22 protein-coding genes are annotated in these 22781 nt (G+C 60.9%); 7 read left to right on the top strand and 15 right to left on the bottom strand.

The annotated features are described in order from the left end of the window. The first annotated feature begins 5 nt into the window (after positions 1-5). Complete coding sequence (lnt, locus tag JUI81_RS19405; protein ID WP_204124842.1) at positions 6-1529, top strand: apolipoprotein N-acyltransferase; 1524 nt, start codon at positions 6-8, stop codon at positions 1527-1529. A gap of 38 nt (positions 1530-1567) precedes the next feature. On the opposite strand, the gene JUI81_RS19400 is transcribed toward lnt, so the two are convergent. After that, complete coding sequence (locus tag JUI81_RS19400) at positions 1568-2347, bottom strand: YdcF family protein (protein ID WP_204124841.1); 780 nt, start codon at positions 2345-2347, stop codon at positions 1568-1570. Positions 2348-2453: 106 nt separating this feature from the next. Then, positions 2454-2774 carry a hypothetical protein gene (locus JUI81_RS19395; protein WP_019581339.1) on the bottom strand — a complete coding sequence of 107 codons (321 nt, stop codon included), beginning with the start codon at positions 2772-2774 and terminating at the stop codon, positions 2454-2456. A gap of 280 nt (positions 2775-3054) precedes the next feature. Here JUI81_RS19395 and leuS point away from each other — a divergent pair, with 280 nt between their 5' ends. The 5 genes from leuS (at position 3055) to JUI81_RS19370 (ending at position 9228) form a co-directional block, all read left to right on the top strand. Next, the gene (leuS, locus tag JUI81_RS19390; protein ID WP_204124840.1) at positions 3055-5661 is read left to right on the top strand and encodes a leucine--tRNA ligase; all 2607 of its coding nucleotides are present in this window, start codon (positions 3055-3057) and stop codon (positions 5659-5661) included. 90 nt (positions 5662-5751) lie between these two features. Further along, complete coding sequence (gene lptE, locus JUI81_RS19385) at positions 5752-6357, top strand: LPS assembly lipoprotein LptE (RefSeq protein ID WP_019581341.1); 606 nt, start codon at positions 5752-5754, stop codon at positions 6355-6357. Positions 6358-6396: 39 nt separating this feature from the next. Next, positions 6397-7434, top strand: coding sequence for a DNA polymerase III subunit delta (gene holA / locus JUI81_RS19380; RefSeq protein WP_204124839.1), 1038 nt, complete (start codon positions 6397-6399; stop codon positions 7432-7434). A 244-nt stretch (positions 7435-7678) separates the two neighbouring features. Beyond that, complete coding sequence (gene arfA / locus JUI81_RS19375) at positions 7679-7843, top strand: alternative ribosome rescue factor ArfA (RefSeq protein ID WP_003176285.1); 165 nt, start codon at positions 7679-7681, stop codon at positions 7841-7843. A gap of 62 nt (positions 7844-7905) precedes the next feature. Then, positions 7906-9228, top strand: a complete 1323-nt coding sequence (locus JUI81_RS19370; RefSeq protein WP_019581342.1) for a lytic murein transglycosylase — start codon at positions 7906-7908, stop codon at positions 9226-9228. 84 nt (positions 9229-9312) lie between these two features. On the opposite strand, the gene JUI81_RS19365 is transcribed toward JUI81_RS19370, so the two are convergent. From JUI81_RS19365 to JUI81_RS19305, 13 genes are all read right to left on the bottom strand, one after another. Continuing rightward, positions 9313-10260, bottom strand: coding sequence for an LD-carboxypeptidase (locus tag JUI81_RS19365; protein ID WP_019581343.1), 948 nt, complete (start codon positions 10258-10260; stop codon positions 9313-9315). Positions 10261-10434: 174 nt separating this feature from the next. Then, positions 10435-11457: a lipoyl synthase gene (gene lipA, locus JUI81_RS19360; protein WP_007937422.1), complete on the bottom strand. Its 1023-nt coding sequence runs from the start codon at positions 11455-11457 to the stop codon at positions 10435-10437. A gap of 1 nt (position 11458) precedes the next feature. Further along, complete coding sequence (lipB, locus tag JUI81_RS19355) at positions 11459-12106, bottom strand: lipoyl(octanoyl) transferase LipB (RefSeq protein WP_019581344.1); 648 nt, start codon at positions 12104-12106, stop codon at positions 11459-11461. Next, positions 12106-12381 (bottom strand): DUF493 domain-containing protein, encoded by a 276-nt coding sequence (locus JUI81_RS19350; protein ID WP_003215438.1) that lies wholly within the window; start codon positions 12379-12381, stop codon positions 12106-12108. The genes lipB and JUI81_RS19350 overlap by 1 nt, the downstream gene beginning before the upstream one ends. A gap of 83 nt (positions 12382-12464) precedes the next feature. After that, the gene (locus JUI81_RS19345; protein ID WP_018925757.1) at positions 12465-13622 is read right to left on the bottom strand and encodes a D-alanyl-D-alanine carboxypeptidase family protein; all 1158 of its coding nucleotides are present in this window, start codon (positions 13620-13622) and stop codon (positions 12465-12467) included. A gap of 182 nt (positions 13623-13804) precedes the next feature. Continuing rightward, on the bottom strand, positions 13805-14815 hold the full coding sequence (locus JUI81_RS19340) for a septal ring lytic transglycosylase RlpA family protein (RefSeq protein WP_026286382.1): 1011 nt from the start codon (positions 14813-14815) through the stop codon (positions 13805-13807). Then, positions 14815-15825, bottom strand: a complete 1011-nt coding sequence (mltB, locus tag JUI81_RS19335) for a lytic murein transglycosylase B (RefSeq protein WP_018925755.1) — start codon at positions 15823-15825, stop codon at positions 14815-14817. Before mltB ends, JUI81_RS19340 begins: the two co-directional genes overlap by 1 nt. 17 nt (positions 15826-15842) lie before the next feature. After that, on the bottom strand, positions 15843-16946 hold the full coding sequence (gene rodA / locus JUI81_RS19330) for a rod shape-determining protein RodA (protein ID WP_050438283.1): 1104 nt from the start codon (positions 16944-16946) through the stop codon (positions 15843-15845). A 31-nt stretch (positions 16947-16977) separates the two neighbouring features. Beyond that, positions 16978-18873, bottom strand: a complete 1896-nt coding sequence (gene mrdA, locus JUI81_RS19325) for a penicillin-binding protein 2 (protein ID WP_018925753.1) — start codon at positions 18871-18873, stop codon at positions 16978-16980. Positions 18874-18883: 10 nt separating this feature from the next. Further along, positions 18884-19351, bottom strand: coding sequence for a 23S rRNA (pseudouridine(1915)-N(3))-methyltransferase RlmH (gene rlmH / locus JUI81_RS19320; protein WP_007937439.1), 468 nt, complete (start codon positions 19349-19351; stop codon positions 18884-18886). A gap of 9 nt (positions 19352-19360) precedes the next feature. Continuing rightward, a complete protein-coding gene (rsfS, locus tag JUI81_RS19315) occupies positions 19361-19855 on the bottom strand; it encodes a ribosome silencing factor (protein ID WP_019581345.1) in 495 nt (164 codons plus the stop codon). Positions 19856-19927: 72 nt separating this feature from the next. Beyond that, positions 19928-20617 carry a nicotinate-nucleotide adenylyltransferase gene (gene nadD / locus JUI81_RS19310; RefSeq protein ID WP_018925751.1) on the bottom strand — a complete coding sequence of 230 codons (690 nt, stop codon included), beginning with the start codon at positions 20615-20617 and terminating at the stop codon, positions 19928-19930. A gap of 1 nt (position 20618) precedes the next feature. Continuing rightward, positions 20619-21890, bottom strand: coding sequence for a glutamate-5-semialdehyde dehydrogenase (locus tag JUI81_RS19305; protein WP_204124838.1), 1272 nt, complete (start codon positions 21888-21890; stop codon positions 20619-20621). A 177-nt stretch (positions 21891-22067) separates the two neighbouring features. Here JUI81_RS19305 and JUI81_RS19300 point away from each other — a divergent pair, with 177 nt between their 5' ends. Continuing rightward, on the top strand, positions 22068-22766 hold the full coding sequence (locus JUI81_RS19300) for a DNA-3-methyladenine glycosylase (RefSeq protein ID WP_204124837.1): 699 nt from the start codon (positions 22068-22070) through the stop codon (positions 22764-22766). Positions 22767-22781: the final 15 nt, after the last annotated feature.

The raw sequence follows: 22781 nt of genomic DNA, 5'->3' as shown, positions 1-22781 counted from the left end.
TTGAAATGCGCTGGATGACCCGCCCCGGCTGGCCCGGTAACCTGCTGGCCGTGGCGGCCGGTGCACTCACCACCCTGGCCTTGGCGCCATTCGATATCTGGCCGCTGGCATTGCTGGCGGTCGGTTTCTTTTACGCCGGTTTGCGCGAACTGAGCCCCCGCCAGGCCTTGGGCCGTGGCTGGTGTTTCGGTTTCGGCCTGTTTGCCGGCGGAACCAGCTGGATCTACTACAGCATTCACAACTTCGGCGGCGCATCTGTTCTGCTGGCCGGGTTCTTGATGCTGCTCTTCACCGCAGCGATTGCCTGGTTCTTCGCCCTGCCTGCCTGGATTTGGGCGCGCTGGCTGCGCCGTAATGAAGCGCCGCTGGCCGATGCCCTGGCGTTTGCGGCGTTGTGGGTGGGCCAGGAAGCCTTTCGCGGCTGGTTCCTCACCGGTTTCCCGTGGCTATATTCCGGTTACAGCCAGCTCGACGGCCCATTGGCCGGGCTCGCGCCGGTCGGCGGGATGTGGCTGATTTCCTTCGCGCTGGCCCTGACCGCCGCGCTGATCTACAACGCACCGCGCCTGATTCGCAGCGCTCGCAAGGGCTTTATTGCCGCTGGCGTGTTGCTGCTGGCCGGCCCGTGGGTGATCGGCATCGCGCTCAAGGAACACGCCTGGACCAGCCCTTCGGGTGCGCCGCTGAGCGTCGCGGCGATTCAGGGCAACATCGAACAAAGCATGAAATGGGACCCGTCGCAGATCAACGCGCAGTTGGCGCTGTACCGCGACATGAGTTTCAGCTCCAAACCCGTCGACCTGCTGATCTGGCCGGAAACGGCGGTCCCGGTGCTCAAGGAGTCCGCCGAGGGCTATCTGGACATGATGGGCAGCTTCGCTGCAGATCGTAAATCCGCGCTGATTACCGGCGTGCCGATTCGCCAGGAAGTCCATCACGAGAAGCGCTACTTCAACGGCATCACCGTTGTCGGTGAAGGTGATGGCACTTACCTGAAGCAGAAACTGGTGCCATTCGGTGAATACGTTCCGTTGCAGGAAGTCTTGCGCGGCCTGATCGCGTTCTTCGACCTGCCGATGTCCGACTTTGCCCGTGGACCGGCCGATCAACCGCTGCTACAGGCCAAGGGCTATCAGATTGCGCCGTACATCTGCTACGAAGTGGTCTACCCGGAATTCGCCGCCGGCCTCGCCGCCCGCAGCGATTTGCTGCTGACCATCAGCAACGACACCTGGTTCGGCACCTCGATCGGCCCATTGCAACACTTGCAGATGGCGCAGATGCGCGCCCTCGAGGCCGGCCGCTGGATGATCCGCGCCACCAACAACGGCGTGACCGGCCTGATCAATCCGTTCGGCCAGATCACTGCCCGGATCCCGCAGTTCGAACGCGGTATTCTGTACGGCGAAGTGGTGCCAATGCATAACCTGACGCCGTATCTGCAATGGCGTTCGTGGCCGTTGATCATCATTTGCGTGCTGTTGTTTGGCTGGGCGTTGATGGCCAACCGGATGGCGAAGACCGTTTAACCCGGCAGGATCATTCCCATGCACTGGCGTGGGAATGATCACTCCTCAACAGGCTCGCCTCGATAGAACATCCAATACCCGACCTGCCCCACGAGTTCATTCATCAACTGCCCCGATTGCCAGATCGATTTGAATTCCGGCATCCAGCCACCCAGTGGCCGCGCATTGTCCACGCCTAAAAACCCCACCGGCGCCGGCACCACCTCAAATCCGGCCTGCTCAAAGCTCCAGACCGCCCGCGGCATATGCCACGCCTGAGTCACGACCACCACCCGTTTGATCCCCTGCGGCAACAATACCTGGGCGCTGAACTGCGCGTTTTCCCAGGTTGTGCGGCTGCGCCCTTCCTGCCAGCGTACCGTCACGCCAAAATCATCGAGCAACGAATCCGCCATCAGCTGCGCTTCAGTCGGCGGTGTCCCGTAATGCAGGCCGCCGCTGGCCAGAATCGGCAAGCCGGAAGCCTTGGCCAGACGCGCGGCATAACGCTCGCGCCCAAGTCCTACACCGGTGGGCTGGTCGACGCCCCAAGCCAGGTCGCCACGCTCACGCCCGGAACCCAGCACCACGATCGCGTCGGCGCGCTGGCCCAGGGTGGCCCATTCCTCGCGTACGAGCGGCGGCTCGCGCTCCAGCCCCCTGGCAGTCCACTCCACCATGACTGGCAGGCTCATCAACCAGAAGCCGCCCACCCCCATAACGAAGCACGCTCCCGCCAGCCTCGGCCTTGAGCGGCGCCACCACCAGGCGAGTACCAGTAACAGCAAAAGAACGCCGGGCGGCAATAGAAGTTGTTTAATAAAATAACGAAAAGGCATCGGGCATCTCCAAAGATGCCCGAAGCCTAAGTGGGTTAACGCAATGCGACAACAAATGCGGAAGGACTTTATTTCAAAAAACCATATGCGATGGTTTCAAGTGTCCTTACTTGAACTGCAGAGACCGGACCTTTACCGCGCCTCCGCCGGGTGTCTTATCCTTGAGCCAGACAATCTTGGCCGTACGTGGTGCCTCGAGTTGCTTCACTGCTGCTGACAAGCATCCGTGCGTTTCACGTTCACTGCGGTCCAGATAGGCCTTGACCAGTTCAAACTCTGCGGGCGTCAAACCACGCAGTTCCAGCTCCAGGGGACGCTCGTCGCGAAGCCGTCCAGCGGTTTTGGCCGCGTCCAGGGCCATTGCGAGACGGTCGATCAGTCTTTCGTACAACTCCGGTTTTGTAGCTTTTTGCTGTGAATCAACCATCCATCACCTCATTGAAGATAAGACTCACTCCCCTTTTAGAGCTTAGCTTCGCTGAAAAAACCGGCTGAGCGCCGCGACCAACGGCCCTTGGGGCGGGAATTGGCCGCGCCCTTGCGTGTAATCAGGGTTTCCCTCGGTAGAGTGCCGTCATGTATGCTACGGCGCTTCCTGTAACTCCACTTCCAGCTCGGCTGGGCAGCGAAACGCCGATTTGGCGTCATCACCGTCCAGCGTTGCATTGAAGAGGATTAGGCCACCCCTATTCAGTTCAAAAGTAGCCATGCACGAACAATATCAGCCCCGTGAAATCGAAGCCGCCGCCCAGTCGTTCTGGGACGAGCAAAAGTCCTTTGAAGTCAGTGAACAGCCAGGCAAGGAGACTTTCTACTGCCTGTCGATGTTCCCTTACCCCAGCGGCAAGCTACACATGGGGCACGTGCGCAACTACACCATCGGCGACGTGATCTCCCGCTACCAGCGCATGCAAGGCAAGAACGTCCTGCAACCCATGGGTTGGGACGCCTTCGGCATGCCGGCGGAAAACGCCGCGATGAAGAACAACGTAGCGCCCGCCAAGTGGACCTACGAAAACATCGCCTACATGAAAAGTCAGCTGCGTAGCCTGGGCCTGGCGGTGGACTGGTCGCGCGAAGTGACCACCTGCAAGCCCGATTACTACCGCTGGGAACAATGGCTGTTCACTCGCCTGTTCGAAAAAGGCGTGATCTACAAAAAAAGCGGCACCGTGAACTGGGACCCGGTCGACCAGACCGTTCTGGCCAACGAGCAAGTGATCGACGGTCGCGGCTGGCGTTCCGGCGCGCTGATTGAAAAGCGCGAAATCCCGATGTACTACTTCAAGATCACCGCTTACGCGGATGAACTGCTGGAGAGCCTCGACGAACTGACTGGCTGGCCTGAACAGGTCAAGACCATGCAGCGCAACTGGATCGGCAAATCCCGCGGCATGGAAGTGCAGTTCCCGTACGACGTCGCTTCCATCGGTGAAGCCGGCGCGTTGAAAGTCTTCACCACCCGTCCGGATACCCTGATGGGCGCAACCTACGTTGCCGTGGCCGCCGAACACCCTCTGGCTGCCCTGGCGGCGCAGAACAACCCTGAACTGCAAGCGTTCATCGCTGAATGCAAGGGCGGCAGCGTTGCTGAAGCCGACGTCGCCACTCAAGAGAAAAAAGGCCTGCCGACCTCGCTGTTCGTCGAGCACCCGCTGACCGGTGAGAAACTCCCGGTATGGGTCGCCAACTACGTGCTGATGCACTACGGCGATGGCGCGGTCATGGCAGTTCCGGCGCACGACGAGCGTGATTTCGAGTTCGCCCACAAGTACAACCTGCAGATCAAATCGGTGGTGCGCACAAGTGCAGGTGACACCAATCCTGCCCCGTGGCAGGACGCTTACGGCGAGTACGGCACGCTGATCAACTCCGGCGAGTTCGATGGCCTAGACTTCGCAGGCGCTTTCGACGCCATCGAAGTCGCACTGATCAAGAAAAACCTCGGCGCCTCGCGCACCCAGTTCCGTCTGCGCGACTGGGGCATCAGCCGTCAACGCTACTGGGGCTGCCCGATCCCGATCATCCACTGCGATACTTGCGGTGATGTGCCGGTCCCGGAAGATCAACTGCCTGTCGTGCTGCCGGAAGACGTGGTACCGGATGGCGCTGGTTCGCCATTGGCGCGCATGCCCGAGTTCTACGAGTGCGCTTGCCCGAAATGCGGCGCACCGGCCAAGCGTGAAACCGACACAATGGACACCTTCGTCGAGTCCTCGTGGTACTACGCCCGTTACGCCTCGCCGCACTTTGAAGGTGGCCTGGTAGAAAAATCGGCGGCCGACCACTGGTTGCCGGTGGATCAGTACATCGGCGGTATCGAACACGCGATTCTTCACCTGCTCTACGCGCGCTTCTTCCACAAGCTGATGCGCGATGAAGGCCTGGTGAGCTCCAACGAGCCGTTCAAGAACCTGCTGACCCAGGGCATGGTGATCGCCGAGACTTACTACCGTCGCGAAGCCAACGGTGCCTACACCTGGTTCAACCCGGCGGACGTCGAACTCGAACGCGACAGCAAGGCCAAGGTCATTAGCGCCAAGCTGATCGCAGATGGCCTGCCGGTGGAAATCGGCGGCACCGAGAAGATGGCCAAGTCGAAGAACAACGGCGTCGACCCACAGTCGATGATTGACCAGTTCGGCGCAGACACCTGCCGCCTGTTCATGATGTTCGCCTCGCCACCTGACATGAGCGCGGAATGGTCCGACTCCGGAGTTGAAGGTTCGCACCGCTTCCTCAAGCGTGTCTGGCGCCTGGCTCAAGCACACGTCACTCAGGGCCTGCCGGGCAAACTGGATGTCGCCAGCCTGAACGACGAGCAGAAAGCCATTCGCCGTTCGATCCACCAGGCCATCAAGCAGGCCAGCCACGACGTCGGCCAGAACCACAAATTCAACACCGCCATCGCCCAGGTGATGACGCTGATGAACGTGCTGGAAAAAGCCCCGCAAGGCACCGAACAGGATCGCGCGCTGATTCACGAAGGTCTGGAAACCGTGACTCTGCTGCTCGCCCCGATCACCCCGCACATCAGCCACGAGCTGTGGCATCGCCTGGGCCACGCCGACCCGGTGATCGACGCCGGTTGGCCGGTGCTGGACGAAAGCGCCCTGGTACAAGACAGCCTGCAACTGGTCATTCAAGTGAATGGCAAGCTGCGCGGCCACATCGAAATGCCAGCCAGCGCCAGCCGCGAAGAAGTTGAAGCCGCCGCACGGGCCAACGAAAACGTCCTGCGATTCGTCGATGGCCTGACTATTCGTAAAGTGATCGTAGTGCCCGGGAAACTGGTCAATATCGTCGCCAGCTAAAAATTGGATCGGGCGCCAGGTGAGCCTGGCGCCGAGTAAAACCTTTCGGGCCGTTTGACCGGCCCACATGGTTTCAAGGGGAGCAACAAGATGATCAAACGCAATTTGCTGGTGATGGGCCTTGCAGTCCTGCTGAGCGCCTGCGGTTTCCACCTGCGTGGCACCGGCACCACCGAACTGGCGATCAAGGAACTCGACCTGAGCGCCCGCAATGCCTACGGCGAAACCGTGACACAATTGCGTCAGATACTGGAAAGCAGCGGCGTCCGGGTCTACACCGGCGCACCTTACAAACTGGTGCTGACCGATGAGCAGGAAAGCCAGCGCATCCTCAGCTATGCCGGTGCCGGCCGTACTGGCGAGTACCAGGTGAACACCGTGCTCAATTACGACATCCGTGGTCAGGGTGACCTGCCACTGCTGAGCGACAAGCTTGAAGTGCAGAAGGTGTTCATCCATGACGGCAACAACCTGGTGGGTTCCGACCAGGAAGCCAACGATGCCCGCAAGGACATTCGTCGTGAACTGGTTCAACGCATGATGCTGCGTCTGCAACAGCTCACCCCGACTCAGTTGGAACAGCTGCAACAGACCGCCGACGCCCGGGCCAAGGCTGAAGCCGCCGCGCTGGAAGCGGCGCAGAAGGCTGAAGCGGAGACTCCGCGTCAGTCGCCTGTCGAACTGCCGCAGCAGTAAGACTTACGGGGCGCTCAGGCGCCCCGTTCGCCTCCTCTTATGAAACTCGCCCCCGCCCAACTCGGCAAACACCTGCAAGGCGCTCTTGCGCCGGTCTACATCATCAGTGGCGATGACCCACTGCTGTGCCAGGAAGCCGCCGACGCCATTCGCGCCGCTGCCCGCCAACAAGGTTTCGATGAACGCCAGGTCTTCGCCGCCGACGCCAGTTTCGACTGGGGTACGCTGCTGCAGGCTGGTGCAAGCATGTCGCTGTTCGCCGAAAAACGTCTTCTGGAACTGCGCCTGCCCTCCGGCAAACCTGGTGACAAAGGCGCCGCCGCGCTCATCGAGTACTGCTCGCGCCCGGCAGAAGACACGTTGCTGCTGATCAGCCTGCCCAAGCTTGATGGCAGTGCGCAGAAAACCAAGTGGGGCAAGGCGCTGATCGAAGGTCCGCAGACCCAGTTCGTGCAAATCTGGCCCGTGGACACCAACCAGTTGCCGAGCTGGATTCGTCAACGACTGTCCCAGGCCGGGCTTTCCGCCAGCCAGGACGCCGTCGAACTGATCGCCGCTCGGGTCGAAGGCAACTTGCTGGCTGCCGCCCAGGAAATCGAAAAGCTCAAGCTGATGGCCGAAGGTGGCCAGATCACCGTCGAAACCGTGCAAGCGGCGGTGGCCGACAGCGCGCGCTTCGACGTCTTCGGCTTGACCGACGCGATCCTCAACGGCGAAGCCGCTCATGCCCTGCGCATGCTCGAAGGGCTGCGCGGCGAAGGCGTCGAACCGCCGGTGATTCTCTGGGCGCTGGCCCGTGAACTGCGCCTGCTGGCCAACCTGTCGCTGCAATACAGCCAGGGCGTGCCGCTGGACAAAGCCTTCAGTCAGGCCCGACCGCCGGTCTGGGACAAGCGCAAACCGCTGATGAGCAAGGCACTGCAACGCTACTCGGCGCAACGCTGGGCGCAATTGCTGCTTGAAGCACAGCGCATCGACGCGCAGATCAAAGGCCAGGCGGCGGGTTCACCCTGGATGAGTTTGGGCCGGTTGACGTTGTTGATGGCTGGGCAGAGATTGTCGTTGCCTGCCGAGTAAGCACGCTCTCTGTAGCAGCTGGCGAAGCCTGCGTTCGGCTGCGAAGCAGTCGCCAAGTCAGACGACGCAGTGTGTCAGGATGATTCCGGACTCAGGGTTTACGACTGCTGCGCAGCCGAACGCAGGCTTCGCCAGCTGCTACAGGGCGATCGGCGAAAGGTCCTACGCAATGCGGGACTAGACAGAACCCCAACTTCGGCCGATGATTTGCCCCGCAAAATCCACTCACTTGCGAGAGATCATCATGAGCAAAAAGCCATCCAAGCATGGCCCCAATAAGGCCAAATCCATCATCGCCCAGCCACTGTTCCGCAGCCGTCAGGAACGAGCCGGCAAGGGCAAAGGCAGCTACCGCCGCGAAGCCTTCCAGTCTAATAGCTGGGAGGCTTCTTACTTTCTGGCAGCCTGAAAGGCAAGCCATCGCTCAACATGTTAAGGTCTGCACCTGATTCGTATCCTCTGGACCTGTGCATGCCCCTTTGTCTTTCCCGTCGTTGGCACCTTCGCCAATTGATAGCTGCCTCCAGCCTCGTTCTGCTTGTCGCCTGCGCGGAAAAACCCACCGCCGCCGACGCCCAGCCGCTTCAGACCCAAGCCGTTGCCACGGCCCCTGCGGTCATTCCGCCGGTGGTTCCGACCGGTGAGAATCTCGACATCCAGCCCACCCAGACCTTTGCCGAATGGCAGGCGGGTTTTCGCAAAGACGCCCTCGCCGCCGGCATTCGCGCCGACCTGTTCGACCGTGCCTTTGCCAATGTCAGTTTGGACGCCAGCGTGATCCGTGCCGACCGCAGCCAGCCGGAATTTACTCGTCCGGTGTGGGAATACCTCGATGGCGCGCTGTCGCCGCTGCGGGTGCGCAAAGGTCAGGCACTGGTCAGCCAGTACGCCGATATCCTGCAAAGCATCGAACAGCGCTATGGCGTCGACCGTCAGGCATTGGTGGCGGTGTGGGGCATGGAGAGTAACTTCGGTCAGTTCCAGGGCAACAAGTCTGTGATCAACTCCCTGGCAACCCTGGCCTATGAAGGTCGACGCCCAGGCTTTGCTCACGCGCAGCTGATCGCTGCCCTGCAAATCCTGCAACAGGGCGATATTGAACCCGAGAAAATGCTCGGCTCCTGGGCGGGCGCCATGGGCCAGACCCAGTTCATCCCGACCACCTACAACACCCACGCCGTGGACTTCGACGGCGATGGCCGCCGTGACATCTGGAACAGCGCCGCTGATGCACTGGCCTCGACCGCCCACTACCTGCAAAGCTCTGGCTGGCAGAAAGGCCAGCCGTGGGGCTTCGAAGTACAACTGCCGAGCAGCTTCAATTACGTCCTGGCCGATGGCGCGATCCGTAAAAGCGTCGCCGAGTGGCAGCAACTGGGGGTTACCCTGCCCAATGGTGTCCAGGTTCCGGCCGGTTCCGAACACCTGTCGGCCGCCCTGCTCCTGCCGGCAGGCTATCGCGGCCCGGCATTCCTGATCTTCGATAACTTCCGTGCAATCCTCAAGTACAACAACTCTTCGTCCTACGCCTTGGGCGTGAGCCTGTTGTCTGAGCGTTTCAATGGCGGTGGCCTGATCAACGGTCTATGGCCAAAAGATGACTTGCCGCTGAGCCGTACCGAGCGAATCGAGCTGCAAACCCTGCTGAGCGCCCGGAACTATGACGCCGGCACCCCCGACGGCATCATCGGCGCCAATACCCGTAAAGCAATCCGCAGCGCGCAGCAGTCGTTTGGCTGGCCGGCGGATGGGTACCCTACGCACAAGTTGCTCGAAGGTTTGCGTAACCGTTAAGAGCAAAAAATCGCAGCCTTCGGCAGCTCCTACGCGCCCGTTGGGCGCTGCCGAAGGCTGCGATATTTTTTTTGCGATGTGTTGTTACTTGATCACCACATCCTGCTCCAACACCAACGTCTTGCTCCCCGCATCCAGCCTGACCAGTGCCCCCATCGGCAACGTCAGGTTCGGGTCGCAATGCCCGCTGCGCCACCCTGCCAGCACGGGTATGCGCAACGACGCGAAGGTCTGCTTGAGCAAGCCCTCCAGCGCGATTGTGTCCACGCCCGCCACATCCCCCACCAGAACCCCGCGCAACTTGTGCAGCGTGCCGGCCAGACGCAAGTGGGTCAGCAGCCGATCAATGCGATAAAGCGGCTCGTTGATGTCTTCGATGAACAGGATGGCGCCCTCGGCGTCGATCTCGTAAGGCGTGCCCATGGTCGCGGCGATCATCGACAGATTGCCCCCCAGCAAACGCCCGTAAGCAATGCCTGGCGAGACGGTCGTCAACGGGTAGGCCGCCGGGTGCACCAGCACGCTGTCCGCCGTCACCTGCCCGCGCAACATGTTGAAAAACGAGGACTCGGTGGGTTTCTGCTTGTCACCCAGCAGGTCAGCATTGAGCATCGGGCCGTGAAACGTCACGAAACCTGCATAACGGCTGATTGCCAGATGCAGTGCAGTGATATCGCTATAGCCGATGAACGGTTTGGCATTGTTGCGCAGTAACTCGAAATCGATACGATCGAGCAAACGCGGCGTACCGTAACCGCCACGCAAACAGATGATGGCGTCGACCTCGCGGTCGGTAAATGCCGCGTGCAAGTCATTGAGCCGCACATCGTCGCTGCCGGCCAGGTAGCCGTCTTTCTCGTAAACGCCGGGGAACACTCGCAGCGAATAGCCGCGAGCGCGCATCCAGGCAATCGCTTTATCGGTGTCCAGGGCAGCGGGGCCGGCAGGCGCAATGACGCCGATCAGCCCTGCAGGCGGCAAGGCCGGAACAGGGACGTGAGGACAAAGGGTGTGGGTCGGTCGAGCAGTCATCCATGATTCTCCCTGTGTGAATGCTTCAGCACACAGTAGTCAGGAACGGGAATAAACAAAAGAGGGTCAGTCGCACCACGGCTTGCAGGAAAAGCCTGAAGAGGATGTGGGCACCGCCAATGAAAACGCCCGCAAGGACTAACCTTGCGGGCGTGTTCTTTTTTCAGCGCGGAATCAGGACGACATCAATTCGGCCTTGACCAGCTTCGCCTGCTCGTCGGCGTGGTACGAGGAGCGTACCAGCGGGCCGGAAGCGACGTTCTTGAAGCCCATCTTGTAACCTTCCTCGGCAAACCAGGCGAAGGTGTCCGGGTGCACGAAGCGCTGGACCGGCAAGTGGCTGCGGGACGGTTGCAGGTACTGGCCCAGGGTCAACATGTCGATGTCGTGTTCGCGCATGCGTTTCATGACTTCGATGACTTCTTCGTCGGTTTCGCCCAGACCCAGCATCAGGCCGGACTTGGTCGGAATGTGCGGCATCATCTGCTTGAAGCGTTGCAGCAGGGTCAGCGACCACTGGTAATCCGACCCCGGACGCGCAGCCTTGTACAGGCGCGGCACGGTTTCCAGGTTGTGGTTGAACACATCCGGCGGCTCGGCAGCGGTGATTTCCAGCGCGATGTCCATACGGCCACGGTAGTCCGGGACCAGGGTTTCGAGCTGTACGTTCGGCGACAGTTTGCGGATTTCGCGGATGCAGTCGGCAAAGTGCTGGGCACCACCGTCACGCAGGTCGTCACGGTCTACCGAGGTGATGACCACGTATTTCAGTTTCAGGTCGGCGATGGCGATAGCCAGGCTTTCCGGTTCGTTCACGTCCAGTGGCTTCGGACGACCATGGCCAACGTCGCAGAACGGGCAACGACGGGTGCAGATGTCGCCCATGATCATGAAGGTCGCGGTGCCGCCGGAGAAGCACTCGCCCAGGTTCGGGCAGGATGCTTCTTCGCAAACGCTGTGCAGCTTGTGTTTGCGCAGCAGGGCCTTGATGCGGTCGACTTCCGGGGAAACCGGGATACGCACGCGAATCCAGTCAGGTTTCTTCGGCAGTTCGGTGGTCGGGATGATCTTCACCGGGATGCGTGCAACCTTCTCGGCGCCGCGCAGCTTGACGCCGGCTTCAACCTTGGCACGCGGGGCCGGACGCTCGGTGACATCGAGCGTCGGGATCATGGTTTGCACTGCATCAGTAGTCATATCAATCGATTCCGCCCGTTAGGGTCGTCTGCTCAGCATAGTCGAGGTGTTTGACGAGCTGCGCGCGCAGCCGGGCACTTACCTCGGCAAATTCAATCGGTCCTGCGTGATCGCGCAGCTGGGTCATCGCCAGCCCGGCATAGCCGCAGGGATTAATCCGTCGAAACGGTTCCAGGTTCATATCCACGTTCAGGGCCAGGCCATGAAAGGAACAACCGTGGCGGATCCGCAGCCCCAAGGACGCGATTTTCGCGCCATCGACATAGACACCCGGTGCATCCGGCTTGGCGGATGCGGTCACGCCATAACTGGCCAGCAACTCGATCAGGCACTGCTCCATGCGGCTGACCAGGTCACGCACGCCGAACCCCAGCTTGCGCACATCCAGCAACAGGTAGGCCACCAATTGGCCCGGACCGTGGTAGGTCACCTGACCACCGCGATCGACCTGCACCACCGGAATATCGCCTGGCAGCAACAGGTGCTCAGCCTTGCCGGCCTGGCCCTGGGTGAACACCGGAGAGTGCTCGACCAGCCAGATCTCGTCGGCGGCATCGCTGCCGCGTTCGTTGGTGAAGCGTTGCATGGCATGCCAGACCGGCTCGTAAGCCATCTGGCCGAGTTCGCGAAAGCCCAGCGTGCCAGGCATCACAGCACCATGTGCACGAAGCCGGTAGCCCGCAGCTCGCTGTTGATGTTGTACAGCTGGTCCTGGTCGGTGGCGACGATGTGCAACTGAATCGTGGTGTACTTGCCGTTGGTGCTTTGGCGCTCATCAACGCGGTCATGGTTGATCGTCGCGTGTTTCTTGACGATCTCGATGATCTTGTCTTTGTTGCCCACACCCGTATCGCTGATCACCTTAACCGGGTAATCAACGTTGGGGAATTCGATCTTAGGCGCCTTTACTTCGGTATCGGTCATGGCGTAACGGCCTCGTAAGCGTAAGCCGTGGCGACAGCAAGGCCCCACGCCGGATCAGCGCGGGGCCATGCAGGTGCACACTATCAGTTGAACAAGCCGTAGAAGAATAGACGGATGCTATCCCACATGCGGCGGAAGATACCACCCTCGTCGACTGCGTCCAGAGCGATCAGGTCGGCGCTGTGCACCACTTTGTCGTCCAGTTTCACTTCGACTTTACCGATCACGTCGCCCTTGGCGATGGGTGCAACCAGTTGCGGGTTCATGGTCATGCTGGCAGCAAGCTTCTTCAGCTGGCCTTTTGGCAAGGTCATGGTCAGGTCTTCAGCCAGGCCGGCCTTGACTTGATTGGTGGTGCCTTTCCAGACAGGTGCCTGAGCCAGCTCGGCGCCTTTCTGATAGAAGGTCTGGGTTTCGAAGAAGCGGAAACCGTAAGTCAGCAGCTTCTGGGTTTCGGCAGCACGAGCCACTTCGCTGTTGGTGCCGAACACCACGGCGATCAGGCGCATGCCATCACGTACGGCCGAAGACACCATGCAGTAGCCGGCTTCGTCGGTGTGACCGGTTTTCAGACCGTCGACAGTCTTGTCGCGCCACAGCAGCAGGTTGCGGTTAGGCTGCTTGATGCCGTTCCAGAAGAACTCTTTCTGCGAGTAGATCGCGTAGTGAGCCGGGTCTTCGTGGATGATCGCGCGAGCCAGTACGGCCATGTCGTGAGCCGACGAGTAGTGCTCCGGGTTCGGCAGACCGGTCGGGTTCATGAAGTGGGTATTGGTCATGCCCAGATCAGCAACGGTTTTGTTCATCAGGTCGGCGAATGCGTCTTCGCTGCCGGCGATGTGCTCGGAGAGCGCAACACTGGCGTCGTTGCCCGACTGAATGATGATGCCGTGCAGCAGGTCGCTGACGGTAACTTGCGAGCCGACCTTGATGAACATCCGCGAACCACCGGTACGCCAGGCGTTCTCGCTGACGGTCACCGGATCGTTTTCGCCGATCTGGCCACGACGGATTTCCAGGGTCGCGATGTACGCGGTCATCAGCTTGGTCAGGCTGGCCGGCGGCAGACGCTGGTCACCGTTGTTCTCTACCAGCACGTTGCCGCTGCTGGCGTCCATGAGTACGTAGGCTTTGGCGGCCAATTGCGGTGGCGACGGCATCATCTCGACCGCGAAAGCCGCGGGTGAGAGAAGCAGCGGGACTAGCAGGCACAGGCGTTTGGCAAAGGTGGTGATGTTCATCCGTCTCTCGAAATCGCTAATGGAAACTGCCCTAGGGCAAAACTAATCAGACAACTTTTCAAAAAGCTGTCACGTGTTCAGTTGCTCACTCTGTAACCCTTGCCGGGCTTTTGTTCTTCAACGAGCCAACAACCCGGTTCGCCCCCCAAACCGCAAGCGAACCGTCAATCAAGTACTACGTGTTACTCGGCGCTGACCAGGCTCGGTGAACCGAGATTGGCCAGCCGCACGCTGTTCTGCACCTGCTGGATTTCACCCGCAGAGCCGATCGGCCCCATGCGCACCCGATGCAGTGTCTGCTGGTTACGCACGATCGAGCTGATGAACACCGGAGCGCTCACCATCCCGCTGAGCTTCGATCTCAGGAGCTCTGCAGCGTCCGGGTTGGCGAACGCGCCCACCTGCAGATACTGGCCAGAGGCTGGTACAGAAGCGTTTTTTTTTGCATCGATCTGCACAGGCACAACGGCTGCGGCGTGTTGCTGCGGCGGTGGCGTCCATTGCTCGACGGTGCCAGTGGAAGCAGTCACGGTCGGCGCGGCATTTTGCGCCACTTGCGGCTCGTTGAGCATCAACGGCGCCGGACGACCTTTCTGCGCCCACCATTCCTGCGGGTCGATGCCTTCGACCTTGACCCGCGCCGTGCCGATTTCAGCGTAGCCAAGCTTCTTGGCAGCCGCGTAGGACAAGTCGATGATCCGGTCCGAATAGAACGGCCCACGGTCATTGACCCGCAGAATCACCGTCTTGTTGTTGTCCAGGTTGGTCACCCGAACGTAACTTGGCAGTGGCAAGGTCTTGTGGGCGGCGCTCATGCCATACAGGTCATACACCTCGCCGTTGGCGGTGTTCTGGCCGTGGAACTTGGTGCCATACCAGGACGCCGTGCCCGACGCGACGTAGGTCTTGGATTCCTGCAGCGGGAAATAGGTCTTGCCCAGCACGGTGTACGGGTTGGCTTTATAAGGACCGCTGTGCAGGGTCGGCGTGGCATCCGGGATGCGCGATACGTCGACGTCCCACCAGGGTGCGCCATCCTTGTGCGCCCGGTTGATATCCAGGCCGGGGGCCGAACGAACGGCGGTGGAAGACTTCTGAGTCGGTGAGCGGCTGGTCGAACAACTGGCGACCAGCACCGCCAACGCGGCGAATGCCATGAGCTTCAGGGGTTTATTCATAGGCAATGCCCGCATTACTTGACGCCCCGTGCTTGGACCAGCTGTTCAGACAGTTGATGTACGGCCATGGCGTACATCACGCTGCGGTTATAACGCGTGATCGCGTAAAAATTCGTCAGGCCCATCCAGTATTCAGGGCCATTGTCACCTTCCAGGCGGAAAGCCGTGACCGGCATATCATCGCGCAGCGCATCATGACTCGACCAGCCCAGCGCCCGCAACTCCCCGACGGTTTTCGTAGGTTCGATGCCGTCGGTCAACCCGTCGTCCACCTGATCGCCGCGCACATCGGCACGGCTGACCACAGGTTCGCCGGCGACCCAGCCGTGTTGCTTGAAATAACTGGCGACGCTGCCGATGGCATCATCGGGGTTGGTCCAGATATTAATGTGGCCGTCACCGTCGAAATCCACCGCATAGGCGCGAAAACTGCTCGGCATGAATTGCGGCAAGCCCATGGCCCCGGCGTAGGAGCCTTTGAGGGTCAACGGGTCGACCTGCTCTTCACGGGCCAGCAGCAGGAATTCACGCAACTCCTTGCGGAAGAAATCAGCACGGGGAGGATAGTCGAAACCCAGGGTCGACAAGGCGTCGATCACCCGATAATTACCGGTATTGCGACCAAAAAAGGTCTCGACGCCGATAATCGAGACGATCACCTGCGCCGGCACACCGTATTCCTGCTCCGCACGGGCCAGCACCGCCTCGTGCTGACGCCAGAAGTCCACGCCACGGGCGATGCGCGCGTCGGTGATGAACATCGGGCGATATTCTTTCCACTGCTTGACGCGTTCGGCGGGTTTGGAGATCGCGTCCAGAATCGACTGTTTGCGCTCGGCTTCGCGGAACACGCCCATCAGCTGTTCACCGGCAAAGCCGTAGTCACGGGTCATTTCACCAACGAACTCGGCCACCTGGGGTGAGCCTTCGTAATCGCCGGCCAATGCTTCCTGCACGGAACCAAGGATGCTCACCAGGCCGACCCACGGTGCGTATCGAGTCGCCCAGCCACGCATTACTTGCATTGAAATCTTCACCTTATTCAAACCTGCGCGATCCACTTGCGATGGGTATGGATCGACATCAAAACCCCAAACGCTGACAGTAGCGTCACCAGCGAAGTTCCTCCGTAGCTAATGAACGGCAACGGCACCCCTACCACCGGCAACAGGCCACTGACCATACCGATGTTGACGAAAACGTAAACAAAAAACGTCATGGTCAGGCTGCCCGCAAGCAACTTGCCGAACAATGTCTGGGCCTGGGCGGTAATCACCAGCCCTCGACCGATCAACAGCAGGTAAATCAGCAACAGCGCGCAGATACCGACCAGGCCGAACTCTTCACCCAGCACCGCAATAATGAAGTCGGTGTGGCTTTCTGGCAGGAAGTCCAGGTGCGACTGGGTACCGAGCAACCAGCCCTTGCCGAACACGCCACCGGAACCGATGGCCGCTTTCGACTGAATGATGTTCCAGCCCGTGCCCAGCGGATCGCTTTCGGGGTCGAGGAAGGTCAGGATTCGCTGCTTTTGATAGTCGTGCATGATGAAGAACCACATCGCCACGGCCACCGGCACGGCGGCCGCAATCACGCTGAGGATCCAGCGCCAGCGCAGGCCGCCCATGAACAGCACGAACGCGCCCCCGGCGAGAATCAGCAACGAAGTGCCAAGGTCGGGCTGACGCACGATCAGAATGAACGGGACACCGATCAGCACCAGACTGATCCCCACGTGCTTGAGCTGGGGTGGCAAGGAACGCTTGGCCAGGTACCAGGCGATGGTCGCCGGCATCAGGATCTTCATGAATTCCGAGGGCTGGAAGCGGATCACACCAGGGATATTGATCCAGCGGGTGGCCCCCATGGCGTTATGGCCCATGACGTCCACCACCACCAGCAAGATCACGCCGACCACATAGCCGAGCGGCACCCAGCGGGCCATGAAGCGCGGTTCGAACTGGGCGATGACGATCATCGATACCAGGCCGATGCCGAAGGAAGTGGCTTGCTTGGCCAACAGATCCCAGCTCTTGCCGCTGGCCGAATACAGCACGAACAGGCTGCCGGCGGCGAGGGTCAGCAGCAGGATCAGCAGCGGGCCGTCGATGTGCAGGCGTTGCAACAGCGTCGCACGGCGACGCATCACATCCTCGCTGGAGAGCATGCGATCGAAATTATTCTTCACGGGCCGTAGCCTCCGCACTGATAGGGCTGGCGTATTCGGCTTTCAGTCGGCCGTCCTGGTCGAGGAGCCAGGCGTCCATCACTTGACGCACCACCGGCGCGGCGACGCCGGAGCCGGACTCGCCGTTCTCGACCATCACCGACACCACGATTTTCGGGTTGTCGGCCGGCGCGAAGCCGACGAACAAGGCGTGGTCGCGGTGGCGCTCCTGCACCTTGGAGCGGTCGTACTTCTCGCCCTGTTTGATCGCGACCACCTGGGCCGTACCACTTTTGCCGGCGATCCGGTATTGCGCGCCGATCGATGCCTTGCGCGCCGTACCCCGGGCACCGTGCATCACCTGTTGCATGCCGTGATTGACCTTGGTCCAGTCCGAAGGGTCGCGCAGGATAATGTCCGGCATCGGATTTTCATCCTTCGGCTTCTCGCCCTCGATGGTCTTGGCCAGGTGCGGACGATTCCAGACACCCTTGTTGGCCACCAGTGCCGTGGCCTGCGCCAGTTGCAACGGAGTGGACTGCATATAGCCCTGCCCGATCCCCAGAATCAGCGTCTCGCCCGGGAACCAGGCCTGACGACGGGTCACGCGCTTCCATTCCCGTGTCGGCATCAGCCCCGGCGACTCTTCGAACATGTCCAGGGAGACCTTCTGGCCAATGCCGAATTTGCTCAGGTAGGACGACAACCGATCAATCCCCAGCTTGTGCGCCAGGTCATAGAAGTAGGTGTCGTTGGAACGCATGATCGCCGTGTCTAGATCGACAAAGCCGTCACCGGTACGGTTCCAGTTGCGGTACTTGTGATCGTAGTTGGGCAGCATGTAGTAGCCCGGGTCGAACACCCGGGTCGACGCCGTGACCACGCCCGCATCCAGGCCGGCAATCGCCACCGCCGGCTTGATGGTCGAGCCCGGCGGGTACAGACCGCGCAGCACGCGGTTGAACAGTGGCCGGTCGATGGAGTCACGCAGCTCGGAGTAAGCTTTGAAACTGATGCCGGTGACGAACAGGTTCGGGTCGAAACTCGGCTGGCTGACCATCGCCAGCACTTCGCCGGTCGCCGGATCCAGCGCCACGACCGCGCCACGGCGACCGCCAAGTGCGGCTTCGGCGGCTTCCTGCAATTTGATGTCCAGGCTCAGGACGATGTCCTTGCCGGAAATCGGTTCGGTACGCTTGAGTACCCGCAGCACGCGGCCACGGGCGTTAGTCTCGACTTCTTCGTAACCAACCTGACCGTGCAACTCGGGCTCGTAGAAGCGCTCGATGCCGGTTTTGCCAATTTGATGGGTGCCGCTGTAACTCACCGGGTCCAGAGACTTGAGCTCTTTCTCGTTGATCCGCCCCATATATCCCACTGAGTGCGCAAAGTGCGCGCCCTGCGGATAGTGACGAACCAGCTGTGCGACCACTTCCACACCCGGCAGACGGAACTGGTTCACCGCGATGCGGGCGATCTGCTCTTCGGTCAGCTCGAACAGGATCGGCACCGGCTCGAACGGCCGACGCCCCTGACGCATACGCTTCTCGAAGATCACCCGGTCCTCGGGCGTCAGCTCAAGCACTTCGACGATCACATCGAGCACTTGCTGCCAGTCGCCGGAGCGTTCGCGAGTCATGCTCAGGCTGAAGCTGGGCCGGTTATCGGCCACCACCACGCCATTGCGGTCGTAGATCAGTCCGCGAGTCGGCGGAATCGGCTGCACATGGACGCGGTTGTTTTCCGACAGGGTCGAGTGGTACTCGTACTGGATCACCTGCAGGAAATACAGCCGCGCGATCAGCACGCCTATCAGCGTCACTACCGCAATAGCCCCGAACACGACGCGGCCACGCACCAGACGGGCGTCTTTTTCGTGGTCCTTGATGCGGATCGGCTGGGACATGAGGGCAGAACTACTTGTGGTAAGGGTGGCCGGACAGCACTGTCCAGGCACGATACAGCTGTTCGCCGATCAGAATCCGCACCAGCGGGTGCGGCAACGTCAACGGCGACAACGACCAACGTTGATCCGCCCGGGCACAGACTTCCGGCGCCAGCCCCTCGGGGCCGCCGACCATGAAATTCACCGTGCGCGAGTCCAGCCGCCAGCGATCGAGTTCGACCGCCAGTTGCTCGGTGCTCCAGGGCTTGCCGTGGACTTCGAGGGTGACAACGCGCTCGTTCGGCCCGACCTTGGCCAGCATGGCTTCGCCTTCCTGACGGATAAAGCGCGCCACGTCAGCGTTCTTGCCGCGGGTGTTGAGCGGAATTTCCACCAGTTCCAGCGCCAGCTCGGAAGGAAGACGCTTGGCATATTCATGCCAGCCTTCTTCCACCCACTTGGGCATGCGTGAACCGACGGCGATCAGTCGCAGTCGCACAGCGTTCCCTTATTGCTGGTCTTTGTTGAGCTTGGTGAAATGCTCATGGGTGTTCTCAGGGCTGTGGTGTGCAGCGCTGGCAGAACGGCTTTGCTCGGCGCCGGCCCACAGGCGTTCCAGGTCATAGAACTGGCGCGCCGAGGCGGTCATCATGTGCACGATGACGTCGTCCATATCCAGCAGCACCCAGTCGCTGTCGCCCTTGCCTTCTTCACCCAGCGGCTTGACGCCTTGGGCTTTGACGGCTTCGCGGACCTTGTCCAGCATCGCGCCGATCTGGCGGTTGGACGTACCGGTGGCGATGATCATGTAGTCAGTGATGCTCTGCTTTTCACGAACGTCGATCACCTGGATGTCCTGGGCCTTGACGTCTTCCAGGGCTGCTACGGCAACCTTGACCAGCTCTTCGCCGGCCAGTGGCGCACCAGTTGGTGCTTCTACTGGCAGCGGTGCGCTCTTGAATGTGCCCTTGCGCTTTACTTTGTTTACGTCTTTGTCAGTCATATAAAACTCGTTTTGCTCGTATGTTCGGGCGCTTCGATACACGCATTCACGTGCCTTGAAGCGCGCCCTTTTTCAGTTCGACGCACGGTAAAGTCCGTGCGCATCGATGTAGGCCAGGACCGCGTCGGGCACCAGGAAACGTACCGACTTACCGCTGGCCAGCAGTTGACGGATCTGGGTGGCGGATACCGCGAGCGGTGTCTGCCAGACGAATGCAATCTGTCCGCTCGGCCCTTTGAGGGCCAGCGGGTCGCTCACCGAACGTGCTGCCAGCAGGTTGCGCAAGGCATCCGGCGGTTCGCTGTCGGCATCCGGGCGTTGCAGCACCAGGATGTGGCAATGCTGGAGCAACTCTTCCCAGCGGTGCCAAGTGGGCAGGCCGCAAAATGCGTCCCAGCCCAAAAGTAGAAAAACCTGGTCTGAAGCGGCAAGTTCGGCGCGCATCAGTTCCAGGGTGTCGATGGTGTAGGACGGCTTGTCCCGCTGCAATTCGCGGGCATCCACCACCAACGGTGCCACACCGGCCACCGCGCACTTGACCATCGCCAGACGGTCCTTCGCCGATACCTGCGGCTTGTCCCGATGGGGCGGCCTGGCACTGGGTGTCAGACGCAACTCATCGAGAGCCAGCGATTCGGCGACTTCCAGCGCACCGCGCAAATGGCCGATGTGCACCGGGTCGAAGGTCCCGCCCAGTACGCCAATGCGTCGAGGCCGGGGCTCGCTGGCGGTCACTGGGGCTGACGGGTCGAGGTCGCCCAAGTCAGAGCGACTCCTGGCCGCGCAGCTGACCGTCACCGACCACGATGTACTTCTCGCAGGTCAGACCTTCGAGGCCCACCGGGCCGCGGGCGTGCAGCTTATCAGTAGAAATGCCAATCTCGGCACCCAATCCGTATTCGAAGCCATCGGCGAAGCAGGTCGGGGTGTTGATCATCACCGAGGACGAATCGACTTCAGCCACGAAACGCCGGGTGTCGGCCAGGTTTTCGCTGACGATCGAGTCGGTGTGATGGGAGCCGTACTGGTTGATGTGCTCGATGGCCTGATCCAGCCCGTCGACCACGCGAATCGAGAGGATTGGCGCCAGGTATTCGGTGGTCCAGTCTTCCTCGGTGGCCGCGACGGCCTCGATGATCGCCCGGGTGCGCTCACAACCGCGCAGTTCGACGCCTTTTTCGCGGAACTGGGCAGCCATCGCCGGCAGAAACTCTTTGGCGACGGCGTGATCGACCAACAGGGTTTCCATCGCGCCGCAGATGCCGTAACGGTAAGTCTTGGCGTTGAATGCGATGCGCTGGGCTTTCGGCAGATCGGCGTGGGCACTGACGTAGACGTGACAGATGCCGTCCAGGTGCTTGATGACGGGCACGCGGGCATCGCGGCTGACCCGTTCGATCAGGCCACGGCCGCCACGGGGTACGATGACGTCGACGTATTCGGGCATGGTGATCAGCGCGCCGACGGCGGCACGGTCGGTGGTTTCGACGACTTGCACCACCGCGGCCGGCAGATCGGCCTCGGCCAGGCCGCGCTGGATGCAGGCGGCAATGGCGCGGTTGGAGTGAATCGCTTCGGAGCCGCCACGCAGGATGGTCGCGTTGCCGGACTTCAGGCACAGGCTGGCAGCATCGATGGTCACGTTAGGCCGGGACTCGTAGATGATCCCGATCACGCCCAACGGCACGCGCATCTTGCCGACCTGAATGCCCGACGGCCGGTAACTCATGTCGCGGATCGCGCCGACCGGGTCCGGCAAGGCCGCGACCTGACGCAAACCGACGATCATGCCGTCGATGCGCGCCGGAGTCAGCGCCAGGCGTTCCAGCAGGGCCGGCTCAAGACCATTGGCACGGCCGGCGGCCAAATCCAGTTCATTGGCTGCGGACAGCTCGGCGCGGCAGGCGTCCAGCGCATTGGCGGCCGCCTGCAAGGCGCGGTTTTTCTGCGCGGTGCTGGCACGGCCGATCACGCGGGAAGCTTCGCGGGCGGCGCGACCCAAACGGGTCATGTAGTCAAGAACGGACTCAGTCATGGTCTGCTGTGGTCTTGGTAAAGAGGAAAGCGGCAGATTATAGCTGTCGCGTCTCGGGACTAACAGCGGTGACGGGCGGATGGTCGAAATGGAGAGCAATTTGCCGACGTTCAGCCGTGATTAAGCCGCATATTGTTATCATCACGACTCAATCAGCCCTGATAAACGCTGTTCATCATGACTAATCTGACCGTTCGCACCGCCGACACACGCACGCCCAAGGCGCTGCCGGATGCATTTTTCGACCGTGATGCCCAAACACTGGCCCGGGATCTGCTGGGCAAAATCATCCGCCACCGGGTCGACGACCTGTGGCTCAGCGCCCGGATTATCGAGACCGAAGCCTATTACTGCGAAGAAAAAGGCAGCCACGCCTCCTTGGGTTACACAGAAAAGCGTAAGGCTTTGTTTCTGGATGGCGGCCACATTTATATGTATTACGCCCGCGGCGGCGATTCCCTGAACTTCAGTGCCCAAGGTCCGGGCAATGCGGTGCTGATCAAATCCGCCTATCCATGGGTCGATGAACTGAGCGGGCCAGCCAGCCTGGCGCAGATGCTGCTGAACAATCCCGACGCCCAGGGCCGCCCTCGCCCCTCACAAAAGCTGTGCGCCGGACAGACGTTGCTGTGCAAGGCGCTGGGGCTGAAGGTGCCGGTCTGGGACGCCAAGCGTTTTGACCATGAAGTGCTGCTGGTGGAAGACATCGGGCCTGCGCCCGGCCACATCATCCAGACCACACGTCTGGGCATCCCCCAGGGGCGCGACGAACATTTAATGTACCGCTTCGTCGATGCGGCTTACGCGCCGTACTGCACACGCAACCCGTTGCGTCGGGGTCAGGTCGAAGGGCGCGATTATTTTTTGCTGACTTGAAACGTGCCCAGGCAA

Source organism: Pseudomonas sp. 008, assembly GCF_016861935.1.
In the GTDB taxonomy this organism is placed as follows: domain Bacteria; phylum Pseudomonadota; class Gammaproteobacteria; order Pseudomonadales; family Pseudomonadaceae; genus Aquipseudomonas.
The sequence above is the reverse complement of the archived record's forward strand: the minus strand, read 5'-3'. Positions and strand labels throughout refer to the sequence as shown.

Excerpts from the sequence above, each read along its gene's own strand:
- rodA (WP_050438283.1), bottom strand. The coding sequence starts at position 16,946 with ATGCGTCGCCGTGCGACGCTGTTGCAACGCCTGCACATCGACGGCCCG.
- lipA (WP_007937422.1), bottom strand. The coding sequence starts at position 11,457 with ATGACTACTGATGCAGTGCAAACCATGATCCCGACGCTCGATGTCACC.
- JUI81_RS19345 (WP_018925757.1), bottom strand. The coding sequence starts at position 13,622 with ATGAACATCACCACCTTTGCCAAACGCCTGTGCCTGCTAGTCCCGCTG.
- JUI81_RS19400 (WP_204124841.1), bottom strand. The coding sequence starts at position 2,347 with ATGCCTTTTCGTTATTTTATTAAACAACTTCTATTGCCGCCCGGCGTT.
- mltB (WP_018925755.1), bottom strand. The coding sequence starts at position 15,825 with ATGCAAGTAATGCGTGGCTGGGCGACTCGATACGCACCGTGGGTCGGC.
- mrdA (WP_018925753.1), bottom strand. The coding sequence starts at position 18,873 with ATGTCCCAGCCGATCCGCATCAAGGACCACGAAAAAGACGCCCGTCTG.
- holA (WP_204124839.1), top strand. The coding sequence starts at position 6,397 with ATGAAACTCGCCCCCGCCCAACTCGGCAAACACCTGCAAGGCGCTCTT.
- lipB (WP_019581344.1), bottom strand. The coding sequence starts at position 12,106 with ATGCCTGGCACGCTGGGCTTTCGCGAACTCGGCCAGATGGCTTACGAG.
- rsfS (WP_019581345.1), bottom strand. The coding sequence starts at position 19,855 with ATGACTGACAAAGACGTAAACAAAGTAAAGCGCAAGGGCACATTCAAG.
- JUI81_RS19395 (WP_019581339.1), bottom strand. The coding sequence starts at position 2,774 with ATGGTTGATTCACAGCAAAAAGCTACAAAACCGGAGTTGTACGAAAGA.
- lptE (WP_019581341.1), top strand. The coding sequence starts at position 5,752 with ATGATCAAACGCAATTTGCTGGTGATGGGCCTTGCAGTCCTGCTGAGC.
- JUI81_RS19340 (WP_026286382.1), bottom strand. The coding sequence starts at position 14,815 with ATGCGGGCATTGCCTATGAATAAACCCCTGAAGCTCATGGCATTCGCC.
- arfA (WP_003176285.1), top strand. The coding sequence starts at position 7,679 with ATGAGCAAAAAGCCATCCAAGCATGGCCCCAATAAGGCCAAATCCATC.
- JUI81_RS19305 (WP_204124838.1), bottom strand. The coding sequence starts at position 21,890 with ATGACTGAGTCCGTTCTTGACTACATGACCCGTTTGGGTCGCGCCGCC.
- JUI81_RS19350 (WP_003215438.1), bottom strand. The coding sequence starts at position 12,381 with ATGACCGATACCGAAGTAAAGGCGCCTAAGATCGAATTCCCCAACGTT.
- lnt (WP_204124842.1), top strand. The coding sequence starts at position 6 with ATGCGCTGGATGACCCGCCCCGGCTGGCCCGGTAACCTGCTGGCCGTG.
- JUI81_RS19300 (WP_204124837.1), top strand. The coding sequence starts at position 22,068 with ATGACTAATCTGACCGTTCGCACCGCCGACACACGCACGCCCAAGGCG.
- leuS (WP_204124840.1), top strand. The coding sequence starts at position 3,055 with ATGCACGAACAATATCAGCCCCGTGAAATCGAAGCCGCCGCCCAGTCG.
- JUI81_RS19370 (WP_019581342.1), top strand. The coding sequence starts at position 7,906 with ATGCCCCTTTGTCTTTCCCGTCGTTGGCACCTTCGCCAATTGATAGCT.
- JUI81_RS19365 (WP_019581343.1), bottom strand. The coding sequence starts at position 10,260 with ATGACTGCTCGACCGACCCACACCCTTTGTCCTCACGTCCCTGTTCCG.